The sequence below is a fragment of the Pantoea sp. EABMAA-21 genome, assembly GCF_030053335.1.
Lineage (GTDB): Bacteria > Pseudomonadota > Gammaproteobacteria > Enterobacterales > Enterobacteriaceae > Pantoea > Pantoea communis.
On the sequence record NZ_JASGBX010000010.1, the window covers coordinates 17,654 to 30,971 of the forward strand.

Annotated in this window: 14 protein-coding genes and 1 pseudogene; 7 read left to right on the top strand and 8 right to left on the bottom strand. The window is 53.4% G+C overall.

All coding sequences use genetic code 11. The features are described 5' to 3' along the window. Positions 1-2: 2 nt before the first annotated feature. Positions 3-1,238: an urea ABC transporter substrate-binding protein gene (locus QMZ65_RS15285; protein ID WP_160834400.1), complete on the bottom strand. Its 1,236-nt coding sequence runs from the start codon at positions 1,236-1,238 to the stop codon at positions 3-5. A gap of 447 nt (positions 1,239-1,685) precedes the next feature. Here QMZ65_RS15285 and nthA point away from each other — a divergent pair, with 447 nt between their 5' ends. From nthA to QMZ65_RS15310, 6 genes and pseudogenes are all read left to right on the top strand, one after another. Further along, positions 1,686-2,270, top strand: a complete 585-nt coding sequence (nthA, locus tag QMZ65_RS15290; RefSeq protein WP_160834399.1) for a nitrile hydratase subunit alpha — start codon at positions 1,686-1,688, stop codon at positions 2,268-2,270. A gap of 13 nt (positions 2,271-2,283) precedes the next feature. Then, entirely contained in the window at positions 2,284-2,586 is a 303-nt protein-coding gene (locus QMZ65_RS25260; protein WP_097118870.1) for an SH3-like domain-containing protein, read from the top strand. A gap of 9 nt (positions 2,587-2,595) precedes the next feature. Then, positions 2,596-2,964: pseudogene (locus QMZ65_RS25265) on the top strand (SH3-like domain-containing protein). After that, positions 2,957-3,415, top strand: a complete 459-nt coding sequence (locus QMZ65_RS15300; protein WP_176505786.1) for a nitrile hydratase accessory protein — start codon at positions 2,957-2,959, stop codon at positions 3,413-3,415. Before QMZ65_RS25265 ends, QMZ65_RS15300 begins: the two are co-directional and overlap by 8 nt. 15 nt (positions 3,416-3,430) lie before the next feature. Continuing rightward, on the top strand, positions 3,431-4,417 hold the full coding sequence (locus tag QMZ65_RS15305; protein ID WP_283216262.1) for a HoxN/HupN/NixA family nickel/cobalt transporter: 987 nt from the start codon (positions 3,431-3,433) through the stop codon (positions 4,415-4,417). A 191-nt stretch (positions 4,418-4,608) separates the two neighbouring features. Beyond that, positions 4,609-5,508 (top strand): alpha/beta hydrolase, encoded by a 900-nt coding sequence (locus tag QMZ65_RS15310; RefSeq protein ID WP_097118866.1) that lies wholly within the window; start codon positions 4,609-4,611, stop codon positions 5,506-5,508. 40 nt (positions 5,509-5,548) lie between these two features. Here the strand turns inward: QMZ65_RS15310 and QMZ65_RS15315 are convergent, their stop codons facing one another. The 5 genes from QMZ65_RS15315 to QMZ65_RS15335 form a co-directional block, all read right to left on the bottom strand. Next, on the bottom strand, positions 5,549-6,658 hold the full coding sequence (locus QMZ65_RS15315) for a lactonase family protein (protein WP_097118865.1): 1,110 nt from the start codon (positions 6,656-6,658) through the stop codon (positions 5,549-5,551). A gap of 195 nt (positions 6,659-6,853) precedes the next feature. Then, positions 6,854-7,873, bottom strand: coding sequence for a C45 family autoproteolytic acyltransferase/hydrolase (locus QMZ65_RS15320; RefSeq protein WP_097118864.1), 1,020 nt, complete (start codon positions 7,871-7,873; stop codon positions 6,854-6,856). Next, entirely contained in the window at positions 7,870-8,433 is a 564-nt protein-coding gene (locus QMZ65_RS15325; protein ID WP_176505785.1) for a carboxymuconolactone decarboxylase family protein, read from the bottom strand. The genes QMZ65_RS15320 and QMZ65_RS15325 overlap by 4 nt, the downstream gene beginning before the upstream one ends. Beyond that, a complete protein-coding gene (locus QMZ65_RS15330) occupies positions 8,430-9,758 on the bottom strand; it encodes an aspartate aminotransferase family protein (RefSeq protein ID WP_283216263.1) in 1,329 nt (442 codons plus the stop codon). Before QMZ65_RS15330 ends, QMZ65_RS15325 begins: the two co-directional genes overlap by 4 nt. A gap of 128 nt (positions 9,759-9,886) precedes the next feature. Beyond that, positions 9,887-10,744 carry a MurR/RpiR family transcriptional regulator gene (locus QMZ65_RS15335; protein WP_283216264.1) on the bottom strand — a complete coding sequence of 286 codons (858 nt, stop codon included), beginning with the start codon at positions 10,742-10,744 and terminating at the stop codon, positions 9,887-9,889. 195 nt (positions 10,745-10,939) lie between these two features. Here QMZ65_RS15335 and QMZ65_RS15340 point away from each other — a divergent pair, with 195 nt between their 5' ends. Beyond that, positions 10,940-11,578, top strand: a complete 639-nt coding sequence (locus tag QMZ65_RS15340) for a LysE family translocator (protein ID WP_283216265.1) — start codon at positions 10,940-10,942, stop codon at positions 11,576-11,578. On the opposite strand, the gene QMZ65_RS15345 is transcribed toward QMZ65_RS15340, so the two are convergent. Then, positions 11,549-12,349 carry an AraC family transcriptional regulator gene (locus QMZ65_RS15345; protein WP_283216266.1) on the bottom strand — a complete coding sequence of 267 codons (801 nt, stop codon included), beginning with the start codon at positions 12,347-12,349 and terminating at the stop codon, positions 11,549-11,551. The two genes, QMZ65_RS15340 and QMZ65_RS15345, sit on opposite strands and share 30 nt — an antisense overlap. Before the next feature lie 158 nt (positions 12,350-12,507). Next, positions 12,508-13,308, bottom strand: a complete 801-nt coding sequence (locus QMZ65_RS15350) for an inositol monophosphatase family protein (protein ID WP_160834387.1) — start codon at positions 13,306-13,308, stop codon at positions 12,508-12,510. Positions 13,309-13,318: the final 10 nt, after the last annotated feature.

Sequence of the window (13,318 nt, forward strand, 5' to 3'; positions counted from 1 at the left end):
CGTTACAGCTCAATCTGATACTGTTTGGTATCACGTGGATTTTTCTTCAGGTCGCACACCATGGCGGTATCAACCGGTGCCTGGTTTGTGAAGGTTTCCAGAATCTTCATCTGATGGTTTTCCACCTCGGCAATGTGCACGTCCAGCGAACAGTGATGCGTGGTGGGATCGACACTCAGCTGACCGCTTGGCGAGGTCAGTGTGACGCCCGACTCCAGCGCCTCGATCACTTTCATGCGGTCGATGTCGCCCGCCTTACGCACCCCTTCGGCCCAAATCAACATGCCCTGATACGCGCCCATCGCCAGATCGCTGATGTACATGTCGCCGTAACGCGCATGGAATTTATCGACAAAGGCTTTGTTCTCGGCAGACGGAATTTCTTGCATGTAGTTCGCTGCCACCAGAATGCCGTTGCTCTCTTCCGGCGACAGAATGATGTGTTCATTGCCGCCGCCGAATACGGTAGAGGCGATGGGAATCTTGCCGCTCATGCCTGCCGCATGCCATTGGCGGTAGAAGGAGATGTGCGCCCCGCCCACCAGTGCTGACCACACCATGTCTGGTTTAGCGCTCTGGATTTTTGAAATGGCGGCACCGAAGTCCGTGACATCCAGCGGGAAGTACTCCACCGTCATCACTTCACCGCCGTTGTCACGCACCGACTTCTTCACCCATGACGAAACAATCTGGCCGTAGTTGTAATCCGCCGCCAGCACATAGACTTTCTTGCCCCACTTCTTCATGGCGTACGGCACCAGTTTCTCCACGGTTTGTGCGGGCGTTGAGCCTGAAGAGAAGTAGTTGCGATCGCAGACGCCACCTTCATACTGCGCAGGATAGAAATAGAGCGAACGGAAACGATCCAATACCGGACGAATCACCTCGCGCGACGCAGACGTGATGCCGCCGTGCACCACCGCCACTTTGTCTTTCAGCGCGGCCTGCTGGGCGTATTGCGCGTAGAGCTGCATATTGGATTGCGCGTCGTAATTGATGATTTGCAGCGGTCGGCCCAATAATCCCCCTGCTGCGTTGATCTCATCTGCAGCTAAATTGATGGCGTTGGACATCGGCTTGCCATAAATATCCAGCCCGCCTGACAGGTCGAGAATGCTCGCCACTTTGATGGCGTCTTTGCTGTCAGCGGCTAAGGTGAATTTCGGTACAACCCCTGCAGCCAGACCCAATGCGGATACGGCCGATCCCTGAATAAATGAACGACGACTAATAGCCATAGCACCCTCGCAATGAAGTTATTGGAATAAATAGAGATGATGTATTCCGGGAACCGGAAGAGATAAGCGGATAAAACAGACAGCGCTGTCTGCATTAATACGAGAAAAGGGCCACAACATTGGGGCACGTTTTTTAGATTAGCAATAAGCGGGCCAAAACCCACGTGGCCGTTCAAATTATCTTTATTCTCTGCCAGCAGAAGCGAAAGCGATGAGAAGTATTACTGCATTTAATCCCGCCCACCTTTAATTAATTTTAGCCCTCTCACTTTTCTGCACTTAATTAAAGCAATCAGCACCAGAAGGGTGCAATTAAATTTTTAAACACTGCGCTGTCCGCTCAAACACAGCGAATGGCAGCATTAACAAAGATGTAATTACCAGAAGCGTTAACGTCTCTCACACACTCATTCATCTCATCAGTAAAAAATCTTTTGAGGAGCCATTATGTCGGACCCTTCGGTATTACCTTCGGATGCCGCGTTAAAGATCCGTGCTATCCAATCCCTGTTGGCAGAAAAGGGATTTCTGAGTCAGGAGGTCACTGACACCATCGTGGATTATTTCGAAACCAAAGTAGGACCCCGCAATGGTGCGCAGGTGGTGGCGAGAGCCTGGCGCGATCCCGCCTTCAAAGCACGCTTACTGGAAAATGGCCGCGAGGCGGTGAATGAACTCGGCTTCTCCGGCTTTGAAGCCGCTACCCTGCACGTGCTGGAGAATACCGACAGCGTGCACAACGTAGTGGTGTGCACGCTTTGCTCTTGCTACCCGTGGCCGGTGCTGGGCTTGCCGCCCATCTGGTTTAAATCGACACCCTATCGTTCACGTGTGGTGATTGATCCCCGTGGCGTATTAGCAGAATTTGGCACTGAAATTCCGGCCAATAAGGAGATTCGCGTATGGGACAGCAATGCCGAAATCCGTTACTTCGTGCTGCCACAGCCCCCTGCTGACAGTGAAAGCATGAGTGAGAGCGAGTTGGCCGCATTGGTCACACGCGACTCCATGATCGGCACACGCACGCTTTAAGCGGAGAAACACCATGAATAATATCCACGATTGCGGCGGCATGCAGAATTTAGGTCCAATCGAGATTGAAGCCGATGAGCCTCATTTTCACAGCCAATGGGAAAAAGATATTTTCGCCACCACGCTGGTGTTCTTTATGAGCGGAAAAATCGTGCTTGATGATTTCCGTTATGAAATTGAGAAAATGTCCGTAACGGAATATCTGCAATCCAGTTATTACGAACACTGGTTATTTGCCATTGAGCAGTTGATGAGTAAAACCGGCGTATTCACTGAACAAGAATTGCAGCAGCGTCTCAGCGAACTCTCCGCCTGAGGATACAACATGAATACTTATTCGCCTCAGGGCTACCTGGATTTAATTACTACACCGCCCAATTACCATCGTGATGTTGAGGTCGAACCGCAATATCAACCGGGTGATAGTATTATCACGCATAATTTAAATCCGCTGAGTCATACACGCCTGCCGCGCTATGCGCGTGGTAAAAAGGGCGTGATTGTTGCCAACTACGGTGCCTGCGTATTTCCCGATGCGCTGGTCGCAGAGCAATAGGAGAAACCGCAGTACGTCTACCTGGTGAAATTCATTGCCGCCGATTTGTGGGGAGAGAATAGCGAGAATTTCAGCGTCCACCTGAGCGTCTGGTCCGACTATATTCAGGGCAGATGTGAGGATGCTGCGCATGGATGAGTTAAACGCGATTATTGCTCAGGTGAACGAAGCCGATCCCACCTTTGCACAACCCTGGGAAGCCGATGCGTTTGTCATCGCGGTGGCCCTGTCTCAACGCGGCTATTTTAGCTGGCCACAATGGGTGGAACAATTTGCCCAGGAGATCCGCGACTTCCCGCAGCGCAGCGATGAAAGCGCCCATACCGCCTATTATCGGCAATGGCTGAGCTGTCTGGAAAAGATCCTGTCACAACATCAATTGATTCCGATGTCAGAATTGCTGATTCGTGAAGAGCAGTGGCGCCAGGCTTTCCTCAACACGCCCCATGGCAGCCCGGTGGATCTCGCTGCCGCCAGCTGTCCGCCCGACCACCCGCATGATCATGACCATCATCATCATCATCATCACGACCATCACGCCGCGCAGCCACTGATCCAACCGCTGCGCGTCTTTGCCGCTGTCGGGTAATTCTCAGGAGTCTTTATGAAGGTGCTGAGTCATAAGCAAAAAGGCGCTGCGGTGATTGGTGGCGCCATGCTGTTTAATTTGCTGGTCATCGGTACGCCGTTGGTGACTTTTCAGCATTCACCGGCCGCGCAGAGTGTCGCGCTGTTAGCCTATCTGTTTGGTTTGCACCACGCCGTCGATGCCGATCATATCGCCGCCATTGATAATGCCACGCGCAAGTTGAGTAATGAGGGCAAGAGCCCGTTTACCGCAGGTATGTGGTTCTCACTCGGCCACGCTTCGGTGGTGCTGATCGCCTGCCTGATATTCGCTTTGACCACGCAACCTTTGCAGCAGATGTTTCCCGGCGTGAAAGAGATTGGCGGCATGATTAGCACACTGATCTCCGGTGCTTTTCTGCTGCTACTCGCCTGGGCTAACTCCCGCACTTTGTGGCAATGTTTTCGCCAACGTCAGCGGTTGCTGCGTGGCGATGTAACGCGGGTCCCGCAGGAGAGCCATCACCACGGCGTGCTCACCCGGCTATGCGCGCCACTGTTTCGCATGGTGAGCAAAAGCCATCATTTGTTCCTCATCGGTTTCCTGTTCGGCATTAGTTTTGATACAGCAACCGAAGTGGCGATTTTCGGTATGTCCGCCAACCACGCAGCGGGTGGCGAAGCGATGCTGCACATCATGTTGATGCCGCTTTTATTCACTGCCGGCATGATGCTGATCGATACCACAGATGGCGTCATGATGTTGAAACTGTATCGTTGGTCGCAATTCGATCCGTTGCGCAGCCTCACTTACACCCTCGCCATTTCATCACTCTCAATTGTGGTGGCCTTCGCGATTGGCTGTTACGAAGTGTCGACGGTGTTACAACTCAACACGCTGATCTCCCCTGCGCTGGATGGCGTGATGGAAGCAATCATCAGTCAGATGGGTTGGGTGCTGATTATAACGTCCATTGGTGTATGGCTACTGTTTTCACAGCGGGCTAAGCGTCGGGCGCTGTAAGTACAATGGCGGCTTTGTGCCGCCCTGTTTCTGGCATCAGCTCGTGTTAGACCCCCCTGTCAGGTTCAACATCCTGTCAAAAAAGCCTTTTCTGAAACAGGCTGCCATCAGTAAAAAGAATTGAAATCAAGAATCATTCTCATTATGGTGCAAAGTGATATGTACCAATAACCAATAGAATAAGGATTTCAATGCTTTATAGATTTTCAGCGATAAACCGTCCCATTGTCCTGCTGCTATTGTTGCTCAGCAGTGTCACCACCAGCGCGTTTGCACGCCCGAATATGACGCCACTCGGCCCGAATATCGCCGACAAAGGCTCCGCTTATTACCACTTCTCCATCAGTGAATATGACTCGGCTGATGGCCAGCGGCATTACAAAGTTTGGACTGCGGTGCCAGATAAAGCGCCTCCGCCATCTGGCTACCCGTTGATCACGATGCTGGATGGCAATGCGGTAATGGACAGGCTGACCGATCCGCTGCTGCAAAAACTCTCGGCAGACAACCCTCCGGTTCTGGTGGTGGTCGGGTATCAAACCACTTTGCCGTTTGAGGTAAACGCGCGAACTTACGATTACACCCCGCTTGACAAAGAGCATGGCGATGCAGGATACACTTTTAGTCGCGGTCGCAAGGGCGGCGGCAGCAGCGCATTCCGCACCTTGCTAGAGCAACGTATTTTGGCCGCAGCGCAGAAAGGTGTGCATGTCGATCATCAACAACGCGCGCTGTGGGGCCACTCTTACGGCGGATTGTTTGCACTCGACAGCTATCTCTCCTCTCAGCTGTTTACGCGCTATTTCGCAGCCAGCCCGTCGATTGGCCAGGGGTACCATTCTCTATTAGGTGAGATGCAGACCCGCAAAGCCAGTAATAAGCAGATCACTTTGATGGAAGGGAATGGCGATCGCCGCAGCGATAGCAACACGGCGGAACCTGAAGTATTGCGCGCGGTGCGCACCACTATCGAAGGTATGGCAGAGAACGGCACAGCCGCACGCTATCAACTTTATCCGGGACTGTCCCACGGACAAATGTTTGGTGCATCAATGGAAGAGGCGCTGCTGGAAATGTCACAGGCAAAATAGCGAGAAGAAGTGGGCGCAAAAAATGCGCCCACCGAACGGCTTAATTAAAGAACTTTATATCAGTGGGCGTGGATATTTTTGCTGCATCGCCCGCTGCTTTCAGCTCACCGCTCTTTTCATCGAAATGGAACAGGGAAATATTGTTGGTGAACACGTTAGTGACATAGAGATATTTTCCACTGCCATCAAATGAGAACGCCCGAGGTTCAATGCCGTTGGCTTTATAACTGACCGGCTTGCCTAACTGGCCATCCGCCTCAATTTTAAACACCAACAGCTTATTATCTGAACCACGATTCGCTGCAATCACATATTTACCGTTCGGACTGAGAATAATTCCGCCGCCGCTACGGTATTCAGCACTGTTATTTTCACTGTTCAGCTTCACGGTATTGCTGCGATCCAGGTGATCGTCTTTCACTGTAAATACCGCGATCTCACCGGCCATTTCGGTGGTGACGTAGGCATGTTTGCCATCTGGTGAGAACACCATATGACGCGGGCCAGAACCTTCGGTAAAGGTCACGTCATGCGCGGTATCCGCTTCCAGAGGCTCAGCCTTATTGGCGTGATAACGATAGGCATGGAGCTTGTCACCGCCGAGATCGGCAGCGTACAGATATTTACCGTCGTGGGTAAAGGTTGTGGAGTGTGCGTGACCGCCATCCTGACGCCCTTTCACCGCGCCCGTGCCGTGGTCGAAAGCAAAGTGCTGCACCTGCTCACCCAGTTTACCGTCATGATGAATCGGGAACACCGAGACGCCCGCGCCGCCTTTCGCCACCGAGTAGTTAGCGACAAACAGGAACTTACCATCCGGGCTTATGGTGGCGTGCGTCGGCTGTTGCCCATGGCTATCCACCGCATTTAACACTTTCACCTGACCGCTTTTATCAATGGACAGTGCGGTAACGGCCCCAGCGTTTTCTTCATTGGTGGTATAGGCAAAGCGGCCATCCTGGGATTTTACAATCCATGACGGGCTTTTCATTTTGACCACATCAAGTGGTGTTAAAGTGCCATCCGCATTCACCTTGAGGCGATATAAACCTTCGCTAGGATGATCCGGTTTCTGCTCTAATGGGGCATCTGGAATCGACGTCCAGGTACCCACCAAAGCGATTTGATGATGTTCCGCGGCATTTGCCATAGCGCTCCCCGCCAGTGAAAAAACAGCTAAGGATAATGCCATGGTTATGTTTGATGCTAAACCGCTGAATGTGGCTTTTTTATTTCTATTCATTTTCGTACCCCACCATAATCGGAATGTTTAACGACTATAGTGGGATTAATTTGAATAGCGCCCGGCCAGGGTGACCGGGTTCACAATATAGCAGATTAGTTTTTAGGAAATCGTGCCTTTAAATTCTGGCTCATCACGATTCAAGGTAAATATCTGCCAGTCAACTTGTTTGGTATGCAGCGTAAATACCGCTGTCGCCAGGGTGTTCTCTTCATCCGGATCGTTCGGCGAAAGGCGATAAATGGGCAGCACCGCATCATGCTGGTCAGAGAGAATCGCTTTTGCTGCATCGCCATCCAGCTGCGTTTGCGTCTCCAGCCACTCAATTAACCGCTGCTGGCGTGATCCGGAGCTGGCAGTGATCACCTGTTCCACGTCATCAAGTTGCGGATGAATCAGGTGATTGGCATGGGCGAACACTGCGGTCAGTGGCGTTACGGAGCAACCCGACCCCGTGGCTTCCACACTAAAGAGACGGCTATCGCCCATCTGTCCGAGCGTATGGTGGAACGATCCGGCGCGCGGTGGTGTGGTCAGGATTGCGATGGCCTCATCCAGCGTGGCCGCATTCAACGCGGCGCGGGCCAGGATTTGACGCGGCACTCCTTCCGGACGATGCAGTGCACGAATATTATTCACCGTATTCACCACGCCCTTCTCGTTTACGGCAACGGTATGACCGCAAATCGACCCCGGATAAGCAAAGCTGGTGAACGCCATCCCACTATCCGGACGGATGCTGACGATGGCACAGTCATCGCGTAATTGAGGAAAACCATCTTCATTGTGCGCGATAGTTAACACGCCATCAGCACGCTGTCCCGCCACGGTGGTACATCCATCCGAGGTTGAACGTACTAAATCGCCACGGCAGTTCCAGGCAAAAACCTCCTCAATCGGCGCCTGTAATCCTGCGGCCAGCCCTTCCAGCTCCTGCCAGATCAGCCGATAGTGCGCCTGGACCAACGCGCGCATGGCCACCGTTTGGTCGGCGTCTTTCATGGCTGTCACTGTCTGGCAGAGTGCGGTGAGCGTCAGCTTTTGATGCCAGGCTTCACGGCCAAATTCACCCAGTTGCTGACCAATTTCGAAGGCGGAACCATGGATTGCGATTTTTTTCATATTGATGCACTTTGCAAAAGAATGTCTGAAGAATCTGGAGCAGGCGTCTGTGCGCCGTTCATGATCATCGAGAGGAAGCTGTAATAACCGTTAATGCCAATCAGATCCACCACGCCCTTTTCGCCCCATAAATCGATGGCTTGTTGCCAGGAGGTGTCGGTGACTTTTTGCTGTTGATGCAGTTGCTGGCAAAAGTGGTAAATCACCCACTCATCCGGCTTTAAGTCATCGGGCAGGCGCTTCTCATTAATGGCCTGTACGGCGGCGGCAGAGATCCCCTTCTCACGTGCTATCGGAGCATGAATCGCCCACTCCACCGGCTGCGACCAGTGACGCGCCGTCATGAGAATCGCCAGTTCCGATAAGCGCTGACCGAGCGCGCTGCGATAGCGCAGGTACTCTCCCATGCGCTGCGCGTGTGCCATCAGCTCAGGGCTGCGCAGCAGTGGTTCAAAGGGTGGAAGCAGCGCACCACGTGGCCCGTTTATGATCTCTTCTGCCAGTGGACGTTGCTGGTCGTCCCACTCGTGCTCCGCCAGCGGCGGCAAACGATTAATCATAATTTACCGGTCTCCTCACGTATCACGGTTGCCAGCGTATCCACCACAAAATCGAGCTGCCTCGGCGTAATAATAAATGGCGGAGCAATCAGGATGTGGTCGCCATACTGCCCGTCAATGGTGCCGCCCATCGGATACACCATCAGGCCTCGAGCCATACAGTTGGCTTTAATGCCAGCATGTAGTTTCAGTGCAGGATCGAACGGGGTTTTGCTCTTTTTATCGCGCACCAGTTCCACACCGGCAAATAAGCCGCGCCCACGCGTGTCGCCCACATGCGGTAATGCGCCCAGCACTTCACGCAAAGCATTTTGCAGATACGCGCCCTGCTGCTTCACCGCATCGAGCAGGTTATCGCGTTCAATCACCTGCTGGACGGCCAGTGCCGCTGAAGCCGCCGTAGCGTGGCAAATATAAGTATGACCGTGCTGGAACAGACCACTGCCCGACTGGAGTGCTGAGACGATCTTTTCGCTGGCCAGCACGGCACCAATCGGCTGATAACCGCCACCCAACCCTTTGGCGATAGTGACCAGATCCGGCACCACATCATCTTGTTCAAACGCGTGCAACGTCCCGGTGCGTCCCATACCGCACATCACCTCATCGGCGATATACAAGATGCCGTATTTATCGCACAGTGCGCGCACGCCTTTCAGATAACCTGGCGTCGGCGGAGTCGCGCCGGTGGTGGCACCCACTACCGTTTCAGCGCAGAAACCAATAATGGTTTCCGGACCGGCATCAACAATTGCTTGTTCCAGTTCATTAAGCAGACGCGTGGTGTATTGCTGCTGCGTTTCATCAGCACGAAGATCGCGGTATTCATTACAGGCTGACACGCGAATCACGTCGATCAGTAATGGGGCAAACTGGCGACGGCGCCACTCATTGCCGCCGACGGCCAATGCACCCAGCGTGTTGCCGTGATAGCTCTGCTTGCGCGCGATGAATTTGGTACGTGACGCCTGCCCGATTTCAACGAAATATTGACGCGCTAATTTCAGCGCGGTTTCCACGGCTTCCGAACCACCGGAAACGAAATAGGCGTAGTTGAGATCGCCAGGCGCCGTGCGCGTCAACTGTTCAGCGAGTTGCTCAACGGTGTTGCTGGTAAAAAAGCTGGTGTGAGCATAGGCCAGTTGGTCGATTTGACGATGCATCGCGGCTAACACATCAGGATGTGCGTGGCCTAAGCAGGAAACGGCAGCACCACAGCAGGCGTCGAGATACTGCTTTCCTTGTTTATCGAAGATGTACGCCCCTTCGGCGCGAGCAGCCACGGCGGGCGTGCTGCGCAAACTGCGGTGAATAATGTGGCTCATACTGGGTACTGCTCCTGAATACGCTACGGTAATTAAGCGCATCTTGCAGGATTCATTTGGATCACGTCAATGCAATAATGATTCATATGCATTATATTTTCTTATGACGGATACAAATGAATCATGCCTCAGGATTTGCCAGGCACCACATATGCCCCAGATTCAATCAGATAGCGTTCGGCATTTTCGATTTTATGCACAGCATCACGGCCATGGCGCGCCACCAGCATTGCCAGTAAGCACTCTGCCAGCCCCATGCCAGAGACCACTGAGGGGAAGAACGACGGACTGTCGATAGAGAATAACAGGGTGCAGTCGGCGGCCTGCGCCAGCGGGGAAACCGGTGAATCGGTAATCGCGATGATCTTTGCGCCTGCCTGCTGCGCGGCGTGCAGCACATCCAGTGACTCACGGGAATAAGGCGCAAAGCTGGTCAGCAGCACACAATCCTGGGCGGTGAGTTCACGGGTAAACACTTCGATATTACTGGCCAGGCCATCAATCAACGAGACCTGACGATTGAAGAGCCGGTAAACATAAAACAGCGACCAGGCGATGGGAAAACTGGCGCGAAAGCCGCAGATATAGACGTTATCAGCCGCATCGAGCAGGGTCACAGCTTGTTCCATTTCCGCCTGATTTTCGTTTTGCGTAAAGGCCAGATTGGCCTGATGCGCGCTAAACACCTCATCATACAGCTGCGGCTGTGTTCCTTTGGCGATCAGTTTTTCGGCCTTGGATACGTATGTATCATTGCGCAGGCCAATGTCATCAATGAAGGCATCTTTCAGTTCGCCCCAGCCGTTGTAGCCCAAACGCTGCGCCAGGCGCAGCAGCGTGGCAGGTTTCACACCGGCTTCAACGGCAAACGCGCGCATCGATTGCACCACCAGCTGATTGGCATTTTGCAGAGAGAACTCAGCCGCGCGCTGCAGTTCTGGTGACAGCTCACTGAACTGGCCGACAATTTTTTCCCGAAGATTCATGGCGTTTGGTCGTTAATGGCAGATGGATGCATATAAACATAATTGCGACGGCGAGAAAACCAGACGCAGAGACGATTCATCCTGGAGCGAATGCCGTGGTGCTCCGGGCGCGGTGGCGCAATTCTTTCCAATACAGTGTGATTCGTGCCGTGGTTTAATGCCGCTTACAAAAAAAATAAGGACAGGCTTGTTGCTATGCTGCAGTTTTCAAATGGTTTTCTGCTGAGTTTATCGTTGTGTCTTGATATTGGGCTGGCCAATATCGCCATGATTACCCTCGCGATGCAGCGCGGCTATTTTCACGGTTTTTGGTTAGGGATTGGCACCTGCATTGGCGACCTGATTTATGCGCTGCTGGCGCTGGCTGGCATGGCGGTGGTGTTGCAGTTTACGGCGGTACGCTGGGTGTTGTGGATTGGCGGTGGATTATTACTACTGTGGTTCGCAGGTAAAATGTTGATCGCTGCACTGCGTAAAGACGCGGCGTTACCCCCAACGGAGCAACAGCCTTATCGTTCGTTACTGCGCGAGTTCAGCCGTGGCGTGGTGCTGGCGATGTCATCTCCCACGGCGATTTTATGGTTTGCCAGCGTGGGCGGTGCACTGATTGCTCGCATGGGGCACGGCAGCGTCAATGCCACCTCCTCTTTCCTCGGTGGGTTCTTTATCGCGGGAGTGGTCTGGACCTGTGTGTTATGCCTGGTGGGCAGCATGGGCGGTAAGCTGTTGGGGCAGCGCCTGTTAAAATACTCCTATCTCGCCTCGGCGCTGATCTTCTGCTACTTCGCCGCCTATGTGATGGTGTCAGGCTATCGGGAGTTTGAATTGGGCTGAGGCAATTTGCTGGGCGTAATGGTGTGGTGTGGTACCCATTACTTTGCGAAAGGCGTTAATGAAGTGGCTTTGATCGTAAAAACCCAGTTGCAGCGCGGCTTCCTGCGGATGTACCCGACGGCGCAACAGTTCCCGCGCCTGCTGTAGCCGCAATTGCATATGGTATTGCAACGGTGGCAACCCGGTGAGCTGGGTGAAACGACGCACCAGATGATATTTACTCAGCCCGGCACGTTGCGCCAGCGCATCCAGTTGCGGTTTCTCGTGCAAGTGTTCACCAAGAAACTGCTTCACCTGTTCGATAATCTGCACTTCCCCCTGCTCGGCACTCTGTTTATCGTCGAGCAGTTCACCACACAGCCACAGCAGCTGTTGTTCCAGCAGTAACTCATCTCCTGTGCGCGCGGCCTGGTCGAATTCAGTGATCGCCTGAAACAACCGCGCGTCATGGAACACCCCTTCGCGCAAAGCGGGCGCAGCGGTGGTGCCAAACATTTCGGATAAGATCACCTGCGGCAAGTGAATGCTGATAAAACTCACCGGATCATTGCTGAATAAGGAGGACTGAATCGCGCTGGGATTATAAATCGTCACCTGCCCGGCAAACACGTCAGAGACTTTGCCATCGAGCCAAATCTCTTCGCGCCCGCTGAGGTTAGCGCAAATTACATATTCATCATGCAGATGACGTGGAAAGCGGCTGCCAGCGGCTTTCACGCGCGAACATTCAATGCCATTGCGGCTAAACCATTCTGATGAGGAGAGCGACACGCGATTACCCGGTAAATATGGTGATGGGTTATAACAGCATCGCCACGGTCGAATTGCAATGCTGCTGAGTTATAGCGGGCTGATTAGCTTTAGTGCTGTTTTAGAGCGTTTGCCGGGAGCCGCGTAGCGACAACGGCTCCCGACAGAGAAGGCAGCATTTAAATTCCCGCAATCCGTTTCAAATCTGCTTCCGCGCCAGGCGCCACCGCCAGCACCTGAGCGCCCTTCAGCAAACGTTCGCCTTCGGTATTGAACGGGTGATACCAGCCGCCCGCCTCTTTCACCAGGCAGTAGCCCGCCAGGCAATCCCATGCATGCATATAGGGTTCGTAATAGCCCACTACGCGGCCAGCGGCTACCCACGCCAGCATCAGTGCGCCAGAGCCGATACGGATAAAGTTGCCCCCGGCCTCCAGCAATGAGGCCAGAATATTGCCAACTTCAACAGGGCTAACGTGGCTGTTAGCGCCAAAGCCAGTGACATGGTTTTGTAGCGTGCGGGTTGGATCAACCTGCAAACGACGGCCATTTAACGTCGCGCCTTGCCCCAACGCCGCCACATAGCACTCCTGATAGGTTGGCGCATAGATCACCCCGATCACTGGCACACCGTCATGCAGTACCGCGACGGAGACGCACCAGTTTGGCATGCCGTTCAAAAATGGGCTGGTGCCATCAATCGGATCAACTACCCAGGTGTATCCCGATGTGCCTTCCTGCAATCCGTACTCTTCCCCCAGGAAACCGTCGTCGGCAAACTGGGCGCGAATCTGCTGATCGATCATCTGCTCGACTTCGCGGTCAGCACGAGACACCACATCCTGCAGATCATACTTGGTCTCGACCACCAGCGTGTCGCGATGATGGAAATACTCCAGCGCCTTCTCGCCCCCTGCGCGTGCCACTTTCTCTGCCAAAATCAAACGTGCCAGCAGCGCGTCATTCACGGTGTCACTCATTATCTGTCCT

Coding starts and splice junctions, on each gene's coding strand:
- QMZ65_RS15310 (WP_097118866.1), top strand. CDS start 4,609: ATGCTTTATAGATTTTCAGCGATAAACCGTCCCATTGTCCTGCTGCTA.
- QMZ65_RS15315 (WP_097118865.1), bottom strand. CDS start 6,658: ATGGCAAATGCCGCGGAACATCATCAAATCGCTTTGGTGGGTACCTGG.
- QMZ65_RS15305 (WP_283216262.1), top strand. CDS start 3,431: ATGAAGGTGCTGAGTCATAAGCAAAAAGGCGCTGCGGTGATTGGTGGC.
- QMZ65_RS15330 (WP_283216263.1), bottom strand. CDS start 9,758: ATGAGCCACATTATTCACCGCAGTTTGCGCAGCACGCCCGCCGTGGCT.
- QMZ65_RS25260 (WP_097118870.1), top strand. CDS start 2,284: ATGAATAATATCCACGATTGCGGCGGCATGCAGAATTTAGGTCCAATC.
- QMZ65_RS15300 (WP_176505786.1), top strand. CDS start 2,957: ATGGATGAGTTAAACGCGATTATTGCTCAGGTGAACGAAGCCGATCCC.
- QMZ65_RS15350 (WP_160834387.1), bottom strand. CDS start 13,308: ATGAGTGACACCGTGAATGACGCGCTGCTGGCACGTTTGATTTTGGCA.
- QMZ65_RS15320 (WP_097118864.1), bottom strand. CDS start 7,873: ATGAAAAAAATCGCAATCCATGGTTCCGCCTTCGAAATTGGTCAGCAA.
- QMZ65_RS15335 (WP_283216264.1), bottom strand. CDS start 10,744: ATGAATCTTCGGGAAAAAATTGTCGGCCAGTTCAGTGAGCTGTCACCA.
- nthA (WP_160834399.1), top strand. CDS start 1,686: ATGTCGGACCCTTCGGTATTACCTTCGGATGCCGCGTTAAAGATCCGT.
- QMZ65_RS15325 (WP_176505785.1), bottom strand. CDS start 8,433: ATGATTAATCGTTTGCCGCCGCTGGCGGAGCACGAGTGGGACGACCAG.
- QMZ65_RS15285 (WP_160834400.1), bottom strand. CDS start 1,238: ATGGCTATTAGTCGTCGTTCATTTATTCAGGGATCGGCCGTATCCGCA.
- QMZ65_RS15340 (WP_283216265.1), top strand. CDS start 10,940: ATGCTGCAGTTTTCAAATGGTTTTCTGCTGAGTTTATCGTTGTGTCTT.